Below are 18,202 nucleotides of genomic sequence, written 5' to 3' on the forward strand. Positions count from 1 at the left end.
GTTAAGGCTAGGTTTAAACCGATCCTCTCCCTTCAAAGGCCACGGCAATGGGCACAGCCGAGAACGGCGCCGCCACCTGGAAGTCCGACTTCATGCTGGCGCTGCTGGCCACCCTGCTTGCCTTCGCCATCGACGCGTGGGCGGGCTTTGGGCAACTGACCGACGCAGGCGGCGACAACGACAATCTGCTGCGCCTCGTCGAGGTCCGCGACCTGCTGGTCGGCCAGGGCTGGTTCGACCTGCACCAGTATCGGATGGGGCTGGAAGGCGGCTTCGTCATGCACTGGTCGCGGCTGGTCGACGCGCCGATCGCCGCCATCGCGCTTGCCGCCTCGGCGCTCACCGGCAGCAGGCCGCTCGGCGAGGACGTGGCGCAGGTGCTGTGGCCGGCGCTGCTCTTCTGGTCGACCTTGTTCTTCACCGCCCGCGCCGCGCGCAGCTTCGGCGGCGGTGGCGCGGTGCTGCCCGCTATCCTGGTCGGCGCCGCCGGCTATTACTTCATCGGCATCTACGACCCCGGCGCGCTCGATCACCACAACGTCCAGCTGATGCTCACCATGGCGAGCCTCGCTTTGCTGCTCGAGGCGCCGGCGCGGCGTTGGGCCGCGCTGCTGTCCGGCCTCTGTGCGGCATTGACGCTCGCCGTCGGCATGGAGACCGTGCCCTATGTCGCCACCATCGGCGTTTGCGTGTCGCTGCTGTTCGTCGCCGATCCTGCCAGCGAGCGGATGATCGCCCGGGATTTCGGCCTCGGCTTCGCCGGTGTCGCGGCGCTTGTCTTCGTCACGACGGTTTCTCCTTACGAGTGGGGCGCGGCTCAGTGCGATGCCTTCTCGGTCGCGCAGTTCGTCGTCGCGGCCATTGGCGGCATGGGGCTGGCGGCAATCGCTTGTGTCGAGCCCGCCGCCGGCAGCTGGCGGCGCAGGCTGGCCTTGCTTGCCGCGCTGGGCGCCGTCCTCGGCGTGGTCGTAGCGGTGCTGTTCCCGCAATGCCTCTCAGCGCCCTACGCCTCGCTCGACCCGCGCCTCAAGGAACTGTGGCTCGACCATATCGACGAGGCCCAGTCGCTGTTCACGCTCATTGTCCGCGATCCGGCGCGTGTGGCGGCGCGTTACGCGACGCCGCTGGTCGCGATCATCCTGATGGCGCTGCGCTTCCGCCGCGGCGGCTGGCGGCGGCAGGACAGCCTCGTCGCGGCGCTGCTCGCCGTCGCTTTCGTGGTCGGCGCCTGGCAGGTGCGCGGCACCACCTTCTCGATCGCCTTCGCGGTCATCCCGCTGTCGGCCTGGATCGCCAAATGGCGGGCGCGGGCCGAGACCAGCTCCTCGCTCGGCGTGGCGCTGCGCCTTGCGGCCGTCTGGCTGGTCTCGATCAACCCGGTCTGGACAGGCGTCGCCGCGGCCGCGTCGGTCGCGTTCGAGAAAGACAAGCCTCTCGCCGACGGCGCAACCACGGACGGGACCTGCGAGAAGAAAGCTACCTTCGCGCCGCTCGGCGGCATGGCCGATGCCACCGTGCTGACCATCTCCAATCTTGGAGCGCCGGTGCTTGCCTATAGCGGCCATCGCGTCTTCGCCGGCCCCTATCACCGCAATGTCGCCGGCAATCTCCTGGCGCTGGACGCCTTTCTCGGCTCGGCCGACAACGCGCGCGCAATCGTCGAGGCGCATCGTGTCGGCCTCGTCGCCATCTGCCCCGGCAATGTCGAGACCATGATCCTGACCCGGAAGGCGCCGCAAGGCTTCCTGGCCGGCCTGCTGCGCGGCGGCGTGCCGGACTGGCTCGAGCCGGTCAGCGAGACCAAGGGCAGCCCGATCTCCCTCTATCGCGTCAGGCAAGCCGGCTAAGAACAATTCCAGGAAAGCGCGCAGCGGGTTACGTGAGGAATTGCGCAAGAGGTTCGAAGCGCGACCTTTTTTGGGGGCCTTCGAAAAATCGATTTTCTCGATACTTTTCCTAAACGCTTTGCTGCCAGTCTGAAGAGAAATACCGCCGTAAGAACAGGGACATGATGCAAACGACGTTTGGCACCAGTCAGCCAGGCAAGGAAAACACGGATCTGGCCTTCACGGATTCGTTGACCGGGCTCGGCAACCATCGTCGCTTCTTCGACAAGGTCGATCGCCTGATCAGCGACCGCGCCGACGATCCCGCGCCCTTCACCGTCGGCATCCTCGACCTCGACGGCTTCAAGCCGATCAACGACCTGTTCGGCCATAAGGCCGGCGACGACATCCTGATCCAGGTGGCGATGCGGCTGCGCGCCTCGATGGACGGCTATTCCACCGTTTGCCGCATCGGCGCCGACGAGTTCGCCTATCTCTACCCGATGGTGTTCTCGGAAGAGCAAGCGGCCGAGAAGTCGCGCATGCTGATCGAGATCCTATCGGCGCCTTACGATGTCGGCGAGCGCACCGCGAGGCTCTCGGCCTCGGTCGGCTGCTCGCTGTTCTATTCCGGCGACGAGACCACCGAAATCCTCCTCAACAAGGCCGAGACCGCGCTCTATCACGCCAAGCGTTCGGGCCGCGGCCGCGTCGTCGTCTACACCCGCGAGATGGAAGAGGCCGCCAAGCGCGTCACGCGCATCGAGCAGGCGCTGCGCCGCGCCGTCTCGGCCGGCGAGGTCGAACCGCATTTCCAGCCGATCGTCGACCTGAACAGCCGCCGCACCATCGGCTTCGAGACGCTGGCGCGCTGGACCGACCGCGATCTCGGCGTCGTGCCGCCATCCGTCTTCATCCCGATCGCCGAGGAACGCGGCATCATCGGCCCGTTGTCGCAGCTGGTGCTGCGCAAGGCGACCGAGGCGGCGCGCAACTGGCCGAAGGAGCTGTTCCTGTCCTTCAACCTGTCGCCTTCGCAGCTCGTCGACCAGAACACCGGCCTGCATATCCTGGCCATCCTGGACCGCACCGGCTTCGATCCGCGCCGGCTGGAGATCGAGATCACAGAGACCGGCCTGATGAACGATCCGGCCTCGGCCGAGAAGATCGTCGAGGATTTGCGCCGCGTCGGCATCCGCGTCTCACTCGACGATTTCGGCACCGGCCAGTCGTCGCTCGGCCGCCTGCGCGAGTTCCATTTCGACAAGCTCAAAATCGACCGCGCCTTCGTCTCCTCCATCCTCGACGACCGGCCGTCGGAGCACATCATCCGCGCCATCCTGGCCATGTGCGAGGGGCTCGGCATGGACGTCGTCGCCGAAGGCATCGAGGACGAGGCGCAGGCCGACCGTCTCGTTCAGTTCGGCTGCGCCGGCGGACAGGGCTATCTGTTCGGCAAGCCGGCCGACGCCGACGCCACGCTCGGCTATCTGCGCGATTCCTATCGCGGCGCGCTGCACGCCAAGGCGATTTGACACATCGCGGCACCTGACCGCACATGACTGCGCCGGCCCCCTCATCCGGCCGCTTCGCGGCCACCTTCTCCCCGTCGGGGAGAGACTGGCGCCGACGCCGGCAATTCCCTCTCCGCTCGGAGAGAGGTCAGCCGAGCGAAGCGGAGGCTGGGTGAGGGGAGCGCCCATTTTGTCAGACATAAGCGGCGGTATCCGCCGTTTATCCCTTGCCCCCGGGGCCGGCATGGCTAGGATGCGCGCCGGCCAAAGGGAGAAGAGATCATGATGCCATCGGCGCGTTTCGCCGACCTCGACGGCGCCTCGGTGCTCATCACCGGCGGAGGCTCCGGCATCGGCGCTGCGCTGACCGAAGGTTTCATGCGGCAGAACGCGAAAGTCGCCTTCATCGACATCGCCGACAAGCCGAGCATGGCCCTTGCCGACCGGCTGGAAAAGGAGCTTGGCCGCCGTCCACTCTACCTCAAGGCCGACCTGCGTGACATCGAGGCGCTGCGTGCCGCCGCGGCAAAGGCGGCCGAGGCGCATGGCGACGTCACGGTGCTGGTCAACAACGCTGCGCTCGACGACCGTCATGCGGTCGAAGACGTCACCGTCGAGTTCTGGGACAACAATCTCGCCATCAACCTGCGGCCGCATTTCTTCACCGCGCAGGCGGTGGCGCCGGGCATGAAGCGCGCCGGCGGCGGCTCGATCATCAACTTCACCTCCACCTCATATCTGATCAACCATCCCGACATGCCGGCCTATACCGCGGCCAAGGCAGGCATAGTCGGCCTCACCAAGGGGCTGGCCGGCAAGCTCGGCGCCGACCGCATCCGCGTCAATGCGGTGGCGCCGGGCTGGGTCATCACCGAGCGGCAGCGAGAGCTCTGGGTCACGGACGAAGGGCTCGCCGCCCATGTCGCCAAGCAATGCATCAAGGACATCATGCAGCCGGACGACATGGTGGGCACGGTGCTGTTCCTGGCGTCGGACGCTTCGCGCATGCTGACCGCGCAGATGCTGATCGTCGATGGAGGCTTCCTGTGAGCGCGGCACCCGCGGTCGCCGCGCTCGACTGGGGCACGACCAGGCTGAGGGCCTGGCTGCTCGACGGCACGGGAAAGGTGCTTGCCGAGCGGCGCGGCGACGACGGGCTGATCACGGCGCGCGAAAAAGGCTTTGCCACGGTGCTGGAAGGCCATCTTGGCGCCATGGGCGCGCCGGATACGCTACCGGTCATCATCTGCGGCATGGCCGGTTCCCGGCAGGGCTGGATCGAGGCGCCCTATGTCACCGTGCCGGCGCCGATCGGCGCTATCTTGCGCGGCGCCGCCCGCGTCGAGGGCTCGAGCCGCGACATTCGCATCGTGCCAGGCCTCGCGCAGCGCCTGACTGAGGCGCCGGATGTCATGCGCGGCGAGGAAACCCAGCTGGCCGGCGCCGGTTTGCCGGCAAAGGGGCGGCACCTTGTCTGCATGCCCGGCACGCATTCGAAATGGGTCGCGGTCGCGGACGGCACGGTCGAAGGTTTCGGCACCTGGCCGACCGGCGAATTGTTTTCGGTTTTAGCCACGCATTCGATCCTGAAACATTCGCTGGGCGAGCGTCCCGCTCCGGTCTCGGCGGACAGCCGGTTCTTCCGTCAGTGGTGCGAACGGGCGCTGGGCGAAGGCGGCGACGTCACCTCGAAACTGTTTGCCATCCGCGCCGCCGGGCTTCTGCAGGATCTGCAGCCGGACGAGGCGGCGGCGGCTCTGTCGGGACTGCTGATCGGCGGTGAGATCGCGTCGGCAAGGCGCCGCTACGGCGCGAGCGAAGCGCCGGTGGCATTGGTCGCCTCCGGCGCGCTGGCCACGCTTTATGGCGCGGCGCTCGGTTTTGCAGGCCTTGCCTTCCGCGCCGTGGACGCCGATGAAGCGGTGCGCGCCGGCCTCGTCGAGGCCGCGCGCGAGAACGGCATGATAGGAGGCGCTTCGTGAGCCAGACCGCACTCTTCCCGAAGCTCAAGCGCGGCCTTGTGGCCATCCTGCGTGGGCTGAAGCCGTCCGAGGCCGTGGCGATCGGCAAGGCGGTTTATGATGCCGGCATCGAAGCGATCGAGGTGCCGCTCAATTCGCCGGAGCCGTTCGTCTCCATCGCCGATCTGGTCAAGGCGCTGCCGAAAACCGCGCTGATCGGCGCCGGCACGGTGCTGGCCGCCGCCGATGTCGATGCCTTGCACAAGGCCGGCGGCAAGTTGCTGGTCAGCCCCAACATCGATGCCGAGGTCATGGGCAGCGCCATGCATCACGGCATGGTGACGATGCCCGGCGTGTTCACGCCCACCGAAGCCTTCCAGGCGATCCGGCTCGGGGCCTCGGCGCTGAAATTCTTCCCGGCAAGCGTGCTCGGGTCGAGCGGCATCGCCGCGGTGCGCGCGGTGCTGCCGCCGACGACCTTGATCGGCGCGGTCGGCGGCGTCTCCGACAAGGACTTTGCCGGCTACAAGGCGGTCGGCGTCAGCGTCTTCGGCCTCGGGTCCAGCCTCTACAAACCGGGTGCGTCGGTCGAGGATGTCGCGCAGCGCGCGCGCGCCGCGGTCGCTGCCTGGGACGAAGCCTTCGGAGGATGACAATGGACGGCGTTTCGGTTTTTTCCGACCACATCTGCGAGCTCGGCGAAGGCCCGAGCTACGATCCCGCCACCGACACGCTGTTCTGGTTCGACATCGTCAACGGCAAGCTTCTGGAAAAGCCGCTTGCCGGCGCGCTGAAGGTCCATGACCTGGGCGTCATGGCCAGCGCCATCGCCGTCATCGATAACGAGCGCCAGCTCATCGCCACCGAGATCGGCCTGCAGGTCAGGGACGTCAAGACCGGCAAGCTGACGCTGCACACGCCGATCGAGGCCGACAATCCGCTGACGCGCTCCAACGATTCCCGCGTCCATCCCTGCGGCGCTTTCTGGACCGGCACGATGGGCAAGGGCGAGGAGAAGGGCGCCGGCTCGATCTACTGGTTCTTCAAGGGCGAGCTGCGCCGGCTGTTCTCGGGCATCACCGTCTCGAACTCGATCTGCTTTTCCGAGGATGGGGCGATCGCCTACTACACCGATACCTCGACCGGGCTTCTGATGCGGGTCGCCTGCGATCCGGCGACCGGCCTGCCGCAAGGCGAACCGAAAGTGTTCGTCGATCATCGCTCGTCGAAAGGCTATGTCGACGGCTCGGTCGTCGACCGCGACGGCGTGCTGTGGAATGCCGTCTGGGGCGGCAAGGCGGTAAAGGCCTATGCGCCGGACGGCACGCTGCTGAATGAGATCGCCATGCCGGTAACGCAGGCTTCCTGCCCCGCCTTTGTCGGCCAGAGGGCCGACCGTCTGGCCGTGACCTCCGCCTGGAAGGGCAAGGACGAGAAGCAGCGCGCGCTCGATCCGCAGGCCGGCATGACCTTCCTGCTCGATATCCCGGTCAAAGGCCGCTTCGAGCCGCGCGTGCTGATCGGCTGAGCTATCACGCAACCGCCCACGCCGGTCGGTTTCCCGCAAGCCGGCCGCTGCGGCCATGCGATGGTAGCGCCGATTTCGCCCGGAGCATTCGATGCCGCAGCCGACGTTGATCCTTGTCTACGAGCCGGAAAAGCCCTGTTTCGACCGGCTGATCGCGCAGGGTTTTCCAACGGAGCGCGCTATCGAAATCTCGTCCTATCTGGCGCAGTCGACCGACCTTAAGCCGGAATTCAACCTGCTCGCGGCGGCTTGCGACAAGCGCGGCCTCGCTTTCAAGCCTGTCGAGCTCGACGACGCGGCGCCGGTTCTGGCAAAGGCCGACCCCGCGACGACGCTGGTCTGGACGCTGACCGACGGCATCGCCTATTTCCGCGGCGGCGCCGCACCTGCGCTTGCGCGCCTCAATGGCCTGCGCACCATCGGCGCCGACGATTCCCTTTTCGCGCTTTGCCAGGACAAGCTCCGTTCCGGCGCGGTCCTCGGCGCGCTCGGCCTGCCGGTCCCGCAGGCCGGCCTGGCGCGCAATGGCGAATGGCTGGTCGAGCCGCCGGCCTCGCCCAAAGGCTGGTTCGTCAAGCCGAACCGGCTCGGCGCCAAGATCGGCATCTGGCCGGATTCGCGCATCGCCGATCTCGGCCACGCGCTGGAGCTGAGCCGGCGTGTCTTTGCCCATTATCGCGACGATGTCGTCGTTCAGCCCTATGTCGCCGGCCGCAACGTGCGTGCCAGCTTCCTTGGGCTGAAACCCAAAACCGGTGTCGATGCGCTCGGCATCTTCTTCGTCGATTCCGGCGGCGATTTTCAGACCATGGCCGACTCGATGGCGCTTTATGGCGACACCGGCCAGGCCGCGAAGGATGCAGGTACTTATGTCGAGCCGGAACTTGAGGCCGTCGGCGCCAGTCAGCCGGGGGCGGATCGGAAAATCCGCGCCATTGCGCGGAAACTGATAAGCGGTCTCGGGCTGAAAGATGTCTTTTCCGTCGACTTCAGGGTCGAGGCCGACGACATTGTGCATCTCATCGAGTTCGAGGTCTGCCCCGGCCTGCCCTGCTTCGATTTCCGCGACTATTGCCGCAGGCAATGGGGCATGAGCCTCGCGGATGCGATGGCCGAGACGGCTGCGAACAGGTTGAAGTTATGACCGTCGGGATTGGCTGAAGTCTGCGGGGTGGAGAAGTTTTGAGGCGCCGGCGGGACAGCGCCCCCCTCTGTCCTGCCGGACAGAGGGGGGCGCGAAGGATCGCGGCAAATCTTGTTCTACGCCATCGCGTTCTTTGATCATGTAAAGGCAGAGTGACGCGAGGAACTAAACCCCCTCGACCAGCACGATCTCGCCGTCGGCCACTTTCTGGCGGATGGCGACGGCGCGCTGGTATTCCGGCGAATGGTAGCAGTCATGCGCTGCCGCAAGCGATTCGAACTCGATGATCACATTGCGGGCGCGGCCCTGACCTTCGGCCTTTTCATGCTCGCCGCCACGCGCCAGGAACTTCGCGCCGAAGCGGTCGAAGGCGAGCTTCGCGGCGGCGACATAGTCCTTGTAGCCCTCGGCGTCGCGCACATCGACACGGGCGATCCAATATCCCTTCGGCATTCTTTTTCTCCTGTCTGTTTTTCGCGACCGAGGACCGGTCCTCAGGCGGATTGCATCTCGGCGAGTATCGCCTCTGCCGCGGCGCGGCGGTCCGGCGCGGCGACGATCGGCCGGCCGACGACGAGGTGGCTGGAGCCGTTGCGGATCGCCTGCGCCGGCGTCACCACGCGTTTCTGGTCGCCGTGGTCGCTGCCTGACGGCCGGATGCCCGGGGTCACAACCGCCATGTCGGGGCCGACGATGCGGCGCACCGCCTCGGCCTCTTCCGCCGAGCAGACGATGCCGCCCATGCCGGCATGCAGCGCCTGTTCGGAGCGCCGGAGCACCAGCGTGTGCGGGTCGTATTCATAGCCGGCGTCGATCACGTCCTGCTCGTCCATCGAGGTCAGCACCGTCACGCCGAGCAGGCAGAGCTCGCTGCCTTTGGCGGCCTCGACCGCCGCTCTCATGGTTTTGGGATAGGCGTGCAGCGTCAGCATCGTCATGCCCATCTTGACGACGTTCTCGACCCCCTTGGCCACGGTGTTGTCGATGTCGAGCAGCTTCATGTCGAGGAACACTTTCGTGCCGCCGCTGGCAAGCTCGCGCGCGAAATCGAGCCCGCCGGCGAAGGCGAGCTGGTAGCCGATCTTGTAGAAGGAGACGGCGCCCTCGAGCTCGCGCACCGCCCTCTCGGCCTCTTTCAGCGTCGGCAGGTCCAGCCCAACGATCAGCCTGTCCCGCATCGTGTCGGCCTCCGCGAAATTGATCATGCCTCGATCCGGGTGGACAGCATGCGCGAGGTTTCGATCAGTGTACGGCATAGGCGCTCCATCGATTGGTGTAGTCTGGCGTCCCTGAATTGTCCGTCCTCGGCGAAGGCCTCGCCGGCCCCGGAGACCGAGCATTCCGGCGTGATCACCTCCATCTGGCAGCGCACCAGCACCGCGCGCAGATGGTTGATGCAACGTATGCCGGCGAACTTGCCTTCCGAGGACGAGCAGAGAGCGATGGGTTTGCCGTAAAGCGGCCTGAACGAACGGCTGCCCTCGCGCCGTATCCGGCTCACCCAGTCGATGCTGTTCTTGAGCAATGGCGGGATCGAGCCGTTATATTCGGGCGTCGCGATCAGCAACCCGTCATGCGCGGCGATCTGGCGGCCGAGCTTGGTCGCGTTCTCGGGGATGCCTTTTTCCTTTTCCAGGTCCTCGTCCATGATCGGCAGCGGATAGTCGCCGAGCGAGATGCGCGTCACCTCCGCGCCCTGCATGGCGAGTTCCTTCTGCGCCACATCGGCGGTCCGGCCGCTGAAAGCGCCGGTCCGGACCGAGCCGGCGAAGACGAGGATTCTTGGGATCAGTGCCATCGGCTCGCTTCGCTAAAGGAATAGGGGAGTAGGGGAGTAAGGGAGTAGGGCAGTAGGGATCGTGCGGGAGCTGAACCGTTCATTCCCCTATTCCCTTACTCCCCTACTCCCCTATCCCTAATGCGCCGCCCGCCGGTAGATCCACAGCTGCGTCGGCGGGATGTTGCGGAAGATGAAATCGAAATGCTCGACCGTGTAGTCGCCGCGCCCGGCCGGGATCGGCGACAGCGGGCCGTAGGTCAGCTGCACGATCGGCCGTCCGGCGGGAATGCGGTCGAGCAGGCTTTCGACATAGGCGATGCGCTGGGCGACCGGGAAATTGAGCAGCGGCACGCCGGAGACGACCGAATCGAACACCATGTCGCGCCTGTCGCCGAGCGTCGCGTTGAGATTGAAGGCGTCGCCCTCGATCACGTTGACGCCGGGATAGAGCCGGCGCAGATGGCGCACGAAGTCGGTCGAATACTCGACCGCGTAGAGGTTTTCGGGTTTCACGCCCTGGGCAAGGATGGCGCGGGTGATGACGCCGGTGCCGGGCCCGACCTCGAGCACCGGCAGGCCCGATCTCGGATTGACGATCGAGGCCATCTTGCGGGCGGTGATGGAACTGGTGGGAACGATCGAGCCGACTGTTTTCGGCTTGTCGATCCAGCCTTTGAAGAACTTGAGCTCGTCGTCGAATTTTTCGGCCAGCGCTTTGCGCAACCCGGGACTACGTGCCATGCGAGCTCTCCTCAATGCTCAGCCCCCGCTCCGCTACTTAGCAGGTGGGTGGGACAAGGCAAGGCGTCAAGCTGGCATAAGGTGTTGATGACGCTTGGGAAGCGGATCACCCTTGCGATGCCGTGCGAATGCGGCGCGGTGGCGGTCAGCTTTCGCCGAACGACTCGAAGAAGTCCTTCATGCGGGCGAAGAAGCCGCTCGACTGGGGCGAATTGTCCTTCGAGGAGAGCTGCTCGAATTCCTCAAGCAATTCGCGCTGGCGGCGCGTCAGGTTCTGCGGCGTCTCGACCGCCGTCTGGATATAGAGGTCGCCGACATTGGGCTGGCGCAGCACCGGCATGCCCTTGCCCTTCAGGCGGAACTGGCGGCCGTTCTGGGTGCCTTCCGGCACCTTCACCTTGGTCTGGGTGCCGTCGAGGGTGGTGACCTCGAAGGAGCCGCCAAGGGCGGCCGTCGTCATCGAGATCGGCACTTTGCAATAGAGATCGGCGCCGTCGCGCTGGAAGAATTCGTGCGGCTTGACCGCCAGGAAGATGTAAAGGTCGCCGGACGGTCCGCCGCGCAGGCCCGCCTCGCCCTCATTGGCAAGCCGGATGCGGGTGCCGTCCTCGATGCCGGCCGGGATGTTGACCGACAGCGAGCGCTCCTCGGTGACGCGGCCCTGTCCAGCGCATTTCGGGCAGGGATCCTTGATCGTCTGGCCGCGGCCCTGGCATTGCGGGCAGGTGCGCTCGATCGAGAAGAAGCCTTGCGTGGCGCGCACCTTGCCGTGGCCGTGGCACATCGAGCAGGTCACCGGCTGCGTGCCGGGCTTGGCGCCGCTGCCGGAGCATTCCGAGCAGGAGATGGAAGCCGGCACGTGGATCTGCGCGGTCTTGCCGGAGAAAGCTTCTTCCAGCGTGATTTCCATGTTGTAGCGCAGGTCGGCTCCGCGTTCGCGGCCGCCCGACGAACGGCGCTGGCGGCCGCCGCCCATCATGTCGCCGAAAATATCCTCGAAGATGTCGGCAAAGCCGCCGGCGCCGAAGCCGTGCGCGGCGCCATTCATGCCGCCCTGTTCGAAGGCGGCGTGGCCGAAACGGTCATAGGCGGCGCGCTTCTGCGGGTCCTTCAGCGTCTCGTAGGCTTCGTTGATTTCCTTGAACTTGTGCTCGCAGGCATGATCGCCGGGGTTGCGGTCGGGATGGAACTGCATGGCGAGCTTGCGGAAAGCGCTCTTGAGTTCCTTGTCGTCGGCGCCTTTTTGCACGCCCAGCGTTTCGTAGAAATCAGCTTTCATTTTTTCCCGCTGTCCGGATGCTCAATGTCTTCAAGCATTGTTGGCGACGTTTGCCGGCATGGTCTTGGATTTAGGAGCGATGTTTCCCGGTTGCTAGTACCAAGCCGGGGGCGCTCCGGGTTTTTCCGTCACATTTTCAGGCAGGCATGCACTTTTTCAACGAAGGTTGCAAAAAAGCCCGGCTTCGCGCCGGGCTTTTGCACTTATTCGCCGTCAGCCGGCTCAGGCCGACTTCTTCTTGTCGTCGTCTTCGTCGATTTCCTCGAAGTCGGCGTCGACCACATCCGAATCCTTGGCGGCATCCGCCTTGGCGTCGGCTTCGGCCGCTTCCTTCTGCGAGGCCTCGTACATGGCCTGGCCGAGCTTCATCGAAGCTTCGGCGAGCGACTGCGACTTGGCCTCGATGTCGGCCGGATCGTCGCCTTCGGCAGCGGTCTTCAGCGCGGCGATCGCATCGGAGATCGCGGTGCGGTCAGCCTCCGAGACCTTGTCGCCATAATCCTTCAGCGACTTCTCGGACGAATGCACCAGCGCCTCGGCCTGGTTGCGGGCCTCGACGAGAGCACGGCGCTTCTTGTCCGCCTCGGCATTGGCCTCGGCGTCCTTCACCATCTTCTCGATGTCGGCGTCGGACAGACCGCCCGAAGCCTGGATGCGGATCTGGTGCTCCTTGCCGGTGCCCTTGTCCTTGGCCGAGACGTTGACGATGCCGTTGGCGTCGATGTCGAAGGTGACCTCGATCTGCGGCACGCCGCGCGGGGCCGGCGGGATGCCGACCAGGTCGAACTGGCCGAGCAGCTTGTTGTCGGCCGCCATCTCGCGCTCGCCCTGGAAGACGCGGATCGTCACCGCCGACTGCGAATCCTCGGCAGTCGAGAAGGTCTGGCTCTTCTTGGTCGGGATCGTCGTGTTGCGCTCGATCAGTCGGGTGAACACGCCACCCAGCGTCTCGATGCCCAGCGACAGCGGCGTCACGTCGAGCAGGAGCACGTCCTTGACGTCGCCCTGCAGCACGCCGGCCTGGATGGCGGCGCCAAGCGCGACGACCTCATCCGGGTTGACGCCCTTGTGCGGCTCCTTGCCGAAGAACTGCTTCACGATCTCCTGGATCTTGGGCATGCGGGTCATGCCGCCGACCAGGACCACCTCGTCGATCTCGCCCGCCTTCAGGCCGGCATCCTTGAGCGCCGCCTTGCAGGGCTCGATGGTGCGCTGCACGAGGTCCTCGACCAGGCTTTCGAACTTCGCCCGGGTGAGCTTCATCGTCAGGTGCTTCGGGCCGGTGGCGTCGGCGGTGATGAAGGGCAGGTTGATCTCGGTCTGCGTCGTCGACGACAGCTCGATCTTGGCCTTTTCCGCGGCTTCCTTGAGCCGCTGCAAGGCGAGCTTGTCGTTCTTCAGGTCGATGCCCTGTTCCTTCTTGAACTCGGCCGCCAGGTATTCGACGAGCCGCATGTCGAAATCCTCGCCGCCGAGGAAGGTGTCGCCATTGGTCGACTTCACCTCGAACACGCCGTCGCCGATCTCGAGCACCGAAATATCGAAGGTGCCGCCGCCAAGGTCATAGACGGCGATGGTCTTGCCGTCCTTCTTCTCCAGGCCATAGGCAAGCGCGGCGGCCGTCGGCTCGTTGATGATGCGCAGCACCTCGAGGCCGGCGATCCTGCCGGCGTCCTTGGTCGCCTGGCGCTGGGCGTCGTTGAAATAGGCCGGAACGGTGATGACCGCCTTCTCGACCTTCTCGCCGAGATAGGCTTCCGCCGTCTCCTTCATCTTCTGCAGGATCATGGCCGAAATCTGGCTGGGCGACTGTTTCTTGCCGCCGGCCTCGACCCAGGCGTCGCCATTGTCGCCCTTGACGATCTTGTAGGGGACAAGCTTCTTGTCCTTCTCCGTCACCGGGTCGTCATAGCGGCGGCCGATCAGGCGCTTGACCGCGAAGATGGTGTTTTCCGGATTGGTGACCGCCTGGCGCTTGGCCGGCTGGCCGACGAGACGTTCGCCGTCATTCGAGATGGCGACGATGGAAGGCGTGGTGCGCGCGCCTTCAGCGTTCTCGATCACTTTGGGGTCCTTGCCATCCATGATGGCGATACAGGAATTGGTGGTGCCGAGATCGATACCGATAACTTTTGCCATTGTTCTAAGTCTCTCCTCTAAGCAGGCTCTCAGGACCCTTCAAAAGGCGTTCCGACGAAAGCCCCTGTTCACAAGAAATCCCGCCACGGTTCCCGCTTTTCGGGCCCGGACGGCTGGCGCGTATATAAGAACAGCCGACACAAGGCGCAAGCATTCTGCGCAAGCTGTCCGCCGCTTCGGTAAGGGCCGGGAAGCGATCCCCCGCGCTTTGCGGCGGGAGCGGCGCGAGATCGCGCTATCGCATTGTTCCGGATCGCTTTTTTAGGAGAGGCGCCGTTGAGGGCGCGCGGATATGCCCTCCGGGACGTGCAAGACTTGCCCCAGCGGACGTGACTTTCGGTCGCGAAAGAACCGGAAATCCGTGTCGCCGCCATGGTTTTGGGAGCCCGGCGCTCGGGAAAAACCCTGCCGGGCGCGTGGCCCGGCAGGGTTGCAGGCTTTTAGAGCCCGTTGTCCTTGAGGATCTTGGCCGCATTCTCCTTGGTGACCTTTTCCGTCGGCAGCGTGATGGTCTTCTCGACCTTCTCGCCTTTGAGGAACTTGATCGCCTGGCGCAGGCCCTCGGCGCCCGGCGTCACATAGGTGAAGGTCGCCGTCAGCTCGCCCTTGTTCACCATCTGCACGCCTTCGTTGGGCAGGCCGTCGATGCCGATGAACTTGATGTCCTTCTCGCGCCCGACGTCCTTGGCCGCGAGATAGGCGCCATAGGCCATCGGATCGTTGTGGCCGTAGACGAGATCGATCTTCTCATTGGTCTTCAGCGCGTTGGCCATGATGTTATAGGCCTGGTCCTGCTTCCAGTCGCCCGACTGCTGGTCGAGCAGGTACTTGATGCCCGGCTCCTTGTCGGTGAACTCGTGGAAGCCGTCATGGCGGTCATGCGCCGGCTGCGTGCCCATGCCGCCCCAGATCTCGACGACGTTGCCGGCGGCCTTGCCCTTGCCGCCCAGGAGCTCGACGGCATATTCGCCCGCCGCCCGGCCGATCAGCTTGTTGTCGCCGCCGACGAACTGGGTGAAGTCCTTGGTGTCGACATTGCGGTCGAGCACGAAGACCGGGATCTTGGCGTCGATCGCCTGCTGCACCACGCCGGTGAGGCCGGCCGATTCCTTCGGCGACACCAGCAGCGCGTCGACCTCCTGGCGGATCAGGTTCTCGACATCGGCGACCTGCTTCTCGGTCTTGTCCTCGCCGTCGGTGATGATCAGCTCGACTTCCGGGTGCTTGGCGGCTTCGGCGATGATGTCCTTATTGAACTGGGCGCGCCAGGGTTCGATGGTCGTCACCTGAGAGAAGCCGATCTTCCACTTCTTGTCCTGGGCAAAGGCGTGGCCACTGGAAAAGAGAGCGGTCGTCGTCAGAAGTGCCGCCGCGAAGGTGGCGAGCTTCAGCATATCACGTCGTTTCATGGTCCTGTTTCCTCCGGATTATAGAGACGAGGTCTCCTGTGACGGCCGTTTTGCCGCGGCCGTTTCCTTTTGCGCCGTCCGTCCGCCGGGCAGGCGCAGATAGCTGAGAAAATCGCCGGCGTTGCGCTCCTGCACGAGCACGGTGCCGATGATGATCGCCCCCTTCAGCACCAGCTGAAGGTTCGAATTGATGTTGTGCAGCTGCAGGATGTTGGACAGCAGCCCGAAGATCAGCACGCCGCAGAAGGTGCCGATCAGGCTGCCGCGGCCGCCCATCAGGCTGGTGCCGCCGATGACCACGGCGGCGATGGCGTCGAGCTCCAGCCCGGCGCCGGCATCCGGCTTGCCTTGCCGGTATTGCGCGACGTAAAGCACCGCCGCGATGCCGGCGAGCAGGCCGGACACGGCGTAGGTGGCGATCTTGACGCGCCCGGCGGCGATGCCGGAGAGCCGGGCCGCCTCCTCGTTGCCGCCGATGGCGTAGACATAGCGGCCGAAGGGCGTGAAGCGCAGCACCGCGCCGTAGATCACGACCGCGCCGAGGAAGAAGAGGCCGGGCATCGGCACGACCCCGAACACCAGCGAGCGCAGTATCTCGAAGTCGGCGGTGGCGTTGGAGCCGGTATAGACCGGCAGCACCGCGTTGTTCTGGCCGGCGGTCAGCCGGGCGATGCCGAGCGCCGTCACCATCATCGCCAGCGTCACGATGAAGGGCTGCAGGCGGCCGGCGACGATGATGAAGCCGTTGATGGTGCCGAACAGGAGGCCGACGCAAGGCGCGACCAGCAGCACGCCGAGCACGCCGAACTTGGTCTCGACCTGCGGCAGCAGGTACCATAGCGAAAGGCAGCACAGCACCACGCCGACGACGCCCGGGATGACCAGCCCGCGCGCCTTGTCCAACCGCACCTCGCGGCCGGCTTGCGCGCCGGCGCGGGATTTCTCGATGTTGAGCAGGATGAAGCGCGTGGCGAGCGCGCCGAGGCAGAGAGCCACCAGCGCGGTCGTCGGCACGCCGAGTGCTGCCGACGGCGTGACGCCCGGCACTGTGAGCAGCATGGCGCAGACAACCGAGCAGATCGCCATCAGCGAGCCGACGGAAAGATCGATGCCGCCGGTCAGGATCACCGCCGTCATGCCGGTGGCGATGAGGCCGGTGGTCGACACCTGACGCAGCACGTCGAGCAGGTTGCCGTAAGACAGGAAGATATTGTTGCCCTTGGAGCTGATCGGCGAGCCGAACACGCCAATCAGGAAGATGGCGATCAGCCCCCAGTAAAGCTTGGTGCGGGAGAGAAGGCTGATGAGGCTCATACGGCAGGTCTCGCGGTCCGTCTTGGCGCGGCAAGCCGCATGATCGCTTCCTCGCTGGCATCGGCGCGGGATAGGATTCCGCGCTGGCGGCCTTCCGCCATGACCAGGATGCGGTCGGCCAGATGCAGGAGCTCGGGCAGTTCCGAGCTGATCACGGCGATCGCCAGCCCATCGCCGGCCAGCTTGAAGATGAGGTCGTAGATTTCGCGCTTGGCGCCGACATCGATGCCGCGCGTCGGCTCGTCGAGCAGAAGCACGCGCGGCCGCGTCGCCAGCCATTTGCCGATCACCACCTTCTGCTGGTTGCCACCCGACAGCGTGCCGGCGGCCTGCTCGATGCTTCCGCAGCGAATGCCGAGCGCGCTCACCGCCTCGCGCGCCAGGCCCTGCTCGCCCGAACGCGAGCGCAGGCCGAAGCGCGCCAGCGCGCCGACCAAGGGCAGCGCGACATTGTCGGTGATCGAGGCCTTGAGATGCAGGCCTTGCGTCTTGCGGTCCTCGGTGACCAAAGCGATGCCGAGCCGGCGGGCCTCGCGCGGCGAGCCGATCTCGACCGGCACGCCGTCGAGCTTGATCTCGCCGCCGGTGCGGCCATCGCTGGAGCCGAAAATCGCCTCCAGGATTTCGGTGCGGCCGGAACCCAGCAGCCCGCCTATGCCGAGAATCTCGCCGGCGCAAAGGTCGAAGCTGACGTCCTCGATCACCGTGCGCCAGCAATGCCGGTCCGGCTTCGACAGCGACAGGTCCCTGACCGAGAGCGCTATCCGGCCGCTGGGGCCGCGTTCGTGATCGGAGGAAGCCAGAAGGTCGCGGCCGACCATGGCCGAGATGATGGCGTCTTCGTTCAGTGCCGCCATGTCCTCGGTCAACACATGGCGCCCGTCGCGCAGCACCGTCACCCGGCTTGCCAGATGCATGACCTCGTCGATGCGGTGCGAGATGTAGACAATCGCGACGCCGCTAGCGGCGAGCTGGCGGATGATGCGGAACAGCCGCTCGCATTCGGCCGGCGACAGCGCCGAGGTCGGCTCGTCCATGATCAGGATGCGTGCCGACTTCGACAGCGCCTTGGCGATCTCGACCAGCTGCTGCTCGCCGACCCTCAGCGTGCCGACGCGTGCCTCCGGATCGAGCTCGATGCCGAGACGCTGCAGCAGCGCTTTTGCCGCGCGGCTGCTCGCCTTGCGGTCGACGACCAGCCCGGCGATCAGCTTTTCGCGGCCGAGGAAGATATTGTCGGCGACGCTGAGCTCGGGAACGAGGTTGAGCTCTTGATGGATGATGGCGATGCCGGCGTCCTCGGCGTCGCGGACGCCGGTGAAACGAACCGGCCTTCCGTCGACGGCAACAGTGCCCTCGTAATCCGTATAGACGCCCGAGAGGATCTTCATCAGCGTCGACTTGCCGGCGCCGTTCTCGCCCATCAGCGCATGCACCTCGCCGCCTCTGAGGTCCAGGCTCACATCGGACAGCGCGGTGATGCCGCCAAACCGCTTGGAAATGCCGGTCGCGCCCAGGACGACGGTTGGACCGTCGGCCGCCATGTTTTCCGTCATGATGGAGCCAG

The 18,202-nt window shown here is 65.6% G+C and carries 16 protein-coding genes; 7 read left to right on the forward strand and 9 right to left on the reverse strand.

Translation table 11 applies throughout. The annotated features are described in order from the left end of the window. Positions 1-47: 47 nt before the first annotated feature. From RFM41_RS07000 to RFM41_RS07030, 7 genes are all read left to right on the forward strand, one after another. The gene (locus tag RFM41_RS07000; protein WP_320247994.1) at positions 48-1,847 is read left to right on the forward strand and encodes a GtrA family protein; all 1,800 of its coding nucleotides are present in this window, start codon (positions 48-50) and stop codon (positions 1,845-1,847) included. 164 nt (positions 1,848-2,011) lie between these two features. Continuing rightward, the gene (locus tag RFM41_RS07005) at positions 2,012-3,361 is read left to right on the forward strand and encodes a putative bifunctional diguanylate cyclase/phosphodiesterase (protein WP_320248087.1); all 1,350 of its coding nucleotides are present in this window, start codon (positions 2,012-2,014) and stop codon (positions 3,359-3,361) included. 261 nt (positions 3,362-3,622) lie between these two features. Next, positions 3,623-4,390, forward strand: a complete 768-nt coding sequence (locus RFM41_RS07010; RefSeq protein WP_320247993.1) for an SDR family NAD(P)-dependent oxidoreductase — start codon at positions 3,623-3,625, stop codon at positions 4,388-4,390. Beyond that, the gene (locus tag RFM41_RS07015; RefSeq protein WP_320247992.1) at positions 4,387-5,322 is read left to right on the forward strand and encodes a 2-dehydro-3-deoxygalactonokinase; all 936 of its coding nucleotides are present in this window, start codon (positions 4,387-4,389) and stop codon (positions 5,320-5,322) included. Before RFM41_RS07010 ends, RFM41_RS07015 begins: the two co-directional genes overlap by 4 nt. Then, positions 5,319-5,954: a 2-dehydro-3-deoxy-6-phosphogalactonate aldolase gene (locus RFM41_RS07020; protein WP_320247990.1), complete on the forward strand. Its 636-nt coding sequence runs from the start codon at positions 5,319-5,321 to the stop codon at positions 5,952-5,954. Before RFM41_RS07015 ends, RFM41_RS07020 begins: the two co-directional genes overlap by 4 nt. Before the next feature lie 2 nt (positions 5,955-5,956). After that, a complete protein-coding gene (locus tag RFM41_RS07025) occupies positions 5,957-6,829 on the forward strand; it encodes an SMP-30/gluconolactonase/LRE family protein (RefSeq protein WP_430691517.1) in 873 nt (290 codons plus the stop codon). A gap of 91 nt (positions 6,830-6,920) precedes the next feature. Beyond that, positions 6,921-7,973, forward strand: coding sequence for a D-alanine--D-alanine ligase family protein (locus tag RFM41_RS07030; RefSeq protein ID WP_320247986.1), 1,053 nt, complete (start codon positions 6,921-6,923; stop codon positions 7,971-7,973). A 165-nt stretch (positions 7,974-8,138) separates the two neighbouring features. On the opposite strand, the gene RFM41_RS07035 is transcribed toward RFM41_RS07030, so the two are convergent. From RFM41_RS07035 to RFM41_RS07075, 9 genes are all read right to left on the reverse strand, one after another. Continuing rightward, positions 8,139-8,426 carry a DUF1330 domain-containing protein gene (locus tag RFM41_RS07035; protein ID WP_320247984.1) on the reverse strand — a complete coding sequence of 96 codons (288 nt, stop codon included), beginning with the start codon at positions 8,424-8,426 and terminating at the stop codon, positions 8,139-8,141. Between the two features lie 41 nt (positions 8,427-8,467). Continuing rightward, complete coding sequence (pyrF, locus tag RFM41_RS07040; RefSeq protein ID WP_320247982.1) at positions 8,468-9,178, reverse strand: orotidine-5'-phosphate decarboxylase; 711 nt, start codon at positions 9,176-9,178, stop codon at positions 8,468-8,470. Next, positions 9,175-9,771, reverse strand: coding sequence for an NADPH-dependent FMN reductase (locus RFM41_RS07045; RefSeq protein ID WP_320247980.1), 597 nt, complete (start codon positions 9,769-9,771; stop codon positions 9,175-9,177). Before RFM41_RS07045 ends, pyrF begins: the two co-directional genes overlap by 4 nt. Before the next feature lie 117 nt (positions 9,772-9,888). Next, complete coding sequence (gene pmtA, locus RFM41_RS07050) at positions 9,889-10,494, reverse strand: phospholipid N-methyltransferase PmtA (RefSeq protein WP_320247978.1); 606 nt, start codon at positions 10,492-10,494, stop codon at positions 9,889-9,891. Positions 10,495-10,639: 145 nt separating this feature from the next. Then, the gene (gene dnaJ / locus RFM41_RS07055) at positions 10,640-11,773 is read right to left on the reverse strand and encodes a molecular chaperone DnaJ (RefSeq protein WP_320247976.1); all 1,134 of its coding nucleotides are present in this window, start codon (positions 11,771-11,773) and stop codon (positions 10,640-10,642) included. A 222-nt stretch (positions 11,774-11,995) separates the two neighbouring features. Beyond that, positions 11,996-13,912, reverse strand: coding sequence for a molecular chaperone DnaK (dnaK, locus tag RFM41_RS07060; RefSeq protein ID WP_320247974.1), 1,917 nt, complete (start codon positions 13,910-13,912; stop codon positions 11,996-11,998). A gap of 440 nt (positions 13,913-14,352) precedes the next feature. Further along, positions 14,353-15,321, reverse strand: coding sequence for a substrate-binding domain-containing protein (locus tag RFM41_RS07065; protein ID WP_320247973.1), 969 nt, complete (start codon positions 15,319-15,321; stop codon positions 14,353-14,355). 18 nt (positions 15,322-15,339) lie between these two features. After that, entirely contained in the window at positions 15,340-16,635 is a 1,296-nt protein-coding gene (locus RFM41_RS07070) for an ABC transporter permease (protein ID WP_320247972.1), read from the reverse strand. Beyond that, positions 16,632-18,191, reverse strand: coding sequence for a sugar ABC transporter ATP-binding protein (locus RFM41_RS07075; RefSeq protein ID WP_430691521.1), 1,560 nt, complete (start codon positions 18,189-18,191; stop codon positions 16,632-16,634). The genes RFM41_RS07070 and RFM41_RS07075 overlap by 4 nt, the downstream gene beginning before the upstream one ends. Positions 18,192-18,202 lie beyond the last annotated feature (11 nt).

This window comes from Mesorhizobium vachelliae (assembly GCF_033977325.1).
Taxonomy (GTDB): domain Bacteria; phylum Pseudomonadota; class Alphaproteobacteria; order Rhizobiales; family Rhizobiaceae; genus Mesorhizobium; species Mesorhizobium vachelliae.

Coding starts and splice junctions, on each gene's coding strand:
- RFM41_RS07045 (WP_320247980.1), bottom strand. CDS start 9,771: ATGGCACTGATCCCAAGAATCCTCGTCTTCGCCGGCTCGGTCCGGACC.
- pyrF (WP_320247982.1), bottom strand. CDS start 9,178: ATGATCAATTTCGCGGAGGCCGACACGATGCGGGACAGGCTGATCGTT.
- dnaK (WP_320247974.1), bottom strand. CDS start 13,912: ATGGCAAAAGTTATCGGTATCGATCTCGGCACCACCAATTCCTGTATC.
- RFM41_RS07065 (WP_320247973.1), bottom strand. CDS start 15,321: ATGAAACGACGTGATATGCTGAAGCTCGCCACCTTCGCGGCGGCACTT.
- RFM41_RS07030 (WP_320247986.1), top strand. CDS start 6,921: ATGCCGCAGCCGACGTTGATCCTTGTCTACGAGCCGGAAAAGCCCTGT.
- RFM41_RS07010 (WP_320247993.1), top strand. CDS start 3,623: ATGATGCCATCGGCGCGTTTCGCCGACCTCGACGGCGCCTCGGTGCTC.
- RFM41_RS07070 (WP_320247972.1), bottom strand. CDS start 16,635: ATGAGCCTCATCAGCCTTCTCTCCCGCACCAAGCTTTACTGGGGGCTG.
- dnaJ (WP_320247976.1), bottom strand. CDS start 11,773: ATGAAAGCTGATTTCTACGAAACGCTGGGCGTGCAAAAAGGCGCCGAC.
- RFM41_RS07035 (WP_320247984.1), bottom strand. CDS start 8,426: ATGCCGAAGGGATATTGGATCGCCCGTGTCGATGTGCGCGACGCCGAG.
- RFM41_RS07025 (WP_430691517.1), top strand. CDS start 5,957: ATGGACGGCGTTTCGGTTTTTTCCGACCACATCTGCGAGCTCGGCGAA.
- RFM41_RS07005 (WP_320248087.1), top strand. CDS start 2,012: ATGCAAACGACGTTTGGCACCAGTCAGCCAGGCAAGGAAAACACGGAT.
- RFM41_RS07075 (WP_430691521.1), bottom strand. CDS start 18,191: ATGACGGAAAACATGGCGGCCGACGGTCCAACCGTCGTCCTGGGCGCG.
- pmtA (WP_320247978.1), bottom strand. CDS start 10,494: ATGGCACGTAGTCCCGGGTTGCGCAAAGCGCTGGCCGAAAAATTCGAC.
- RFM41_RS07000 (WP_320247994.1), top strand. CDS start 48: ATGGGCACAGCCGAGAACGGCGCCGCCACCTGGAAGTCCGACTTCATG.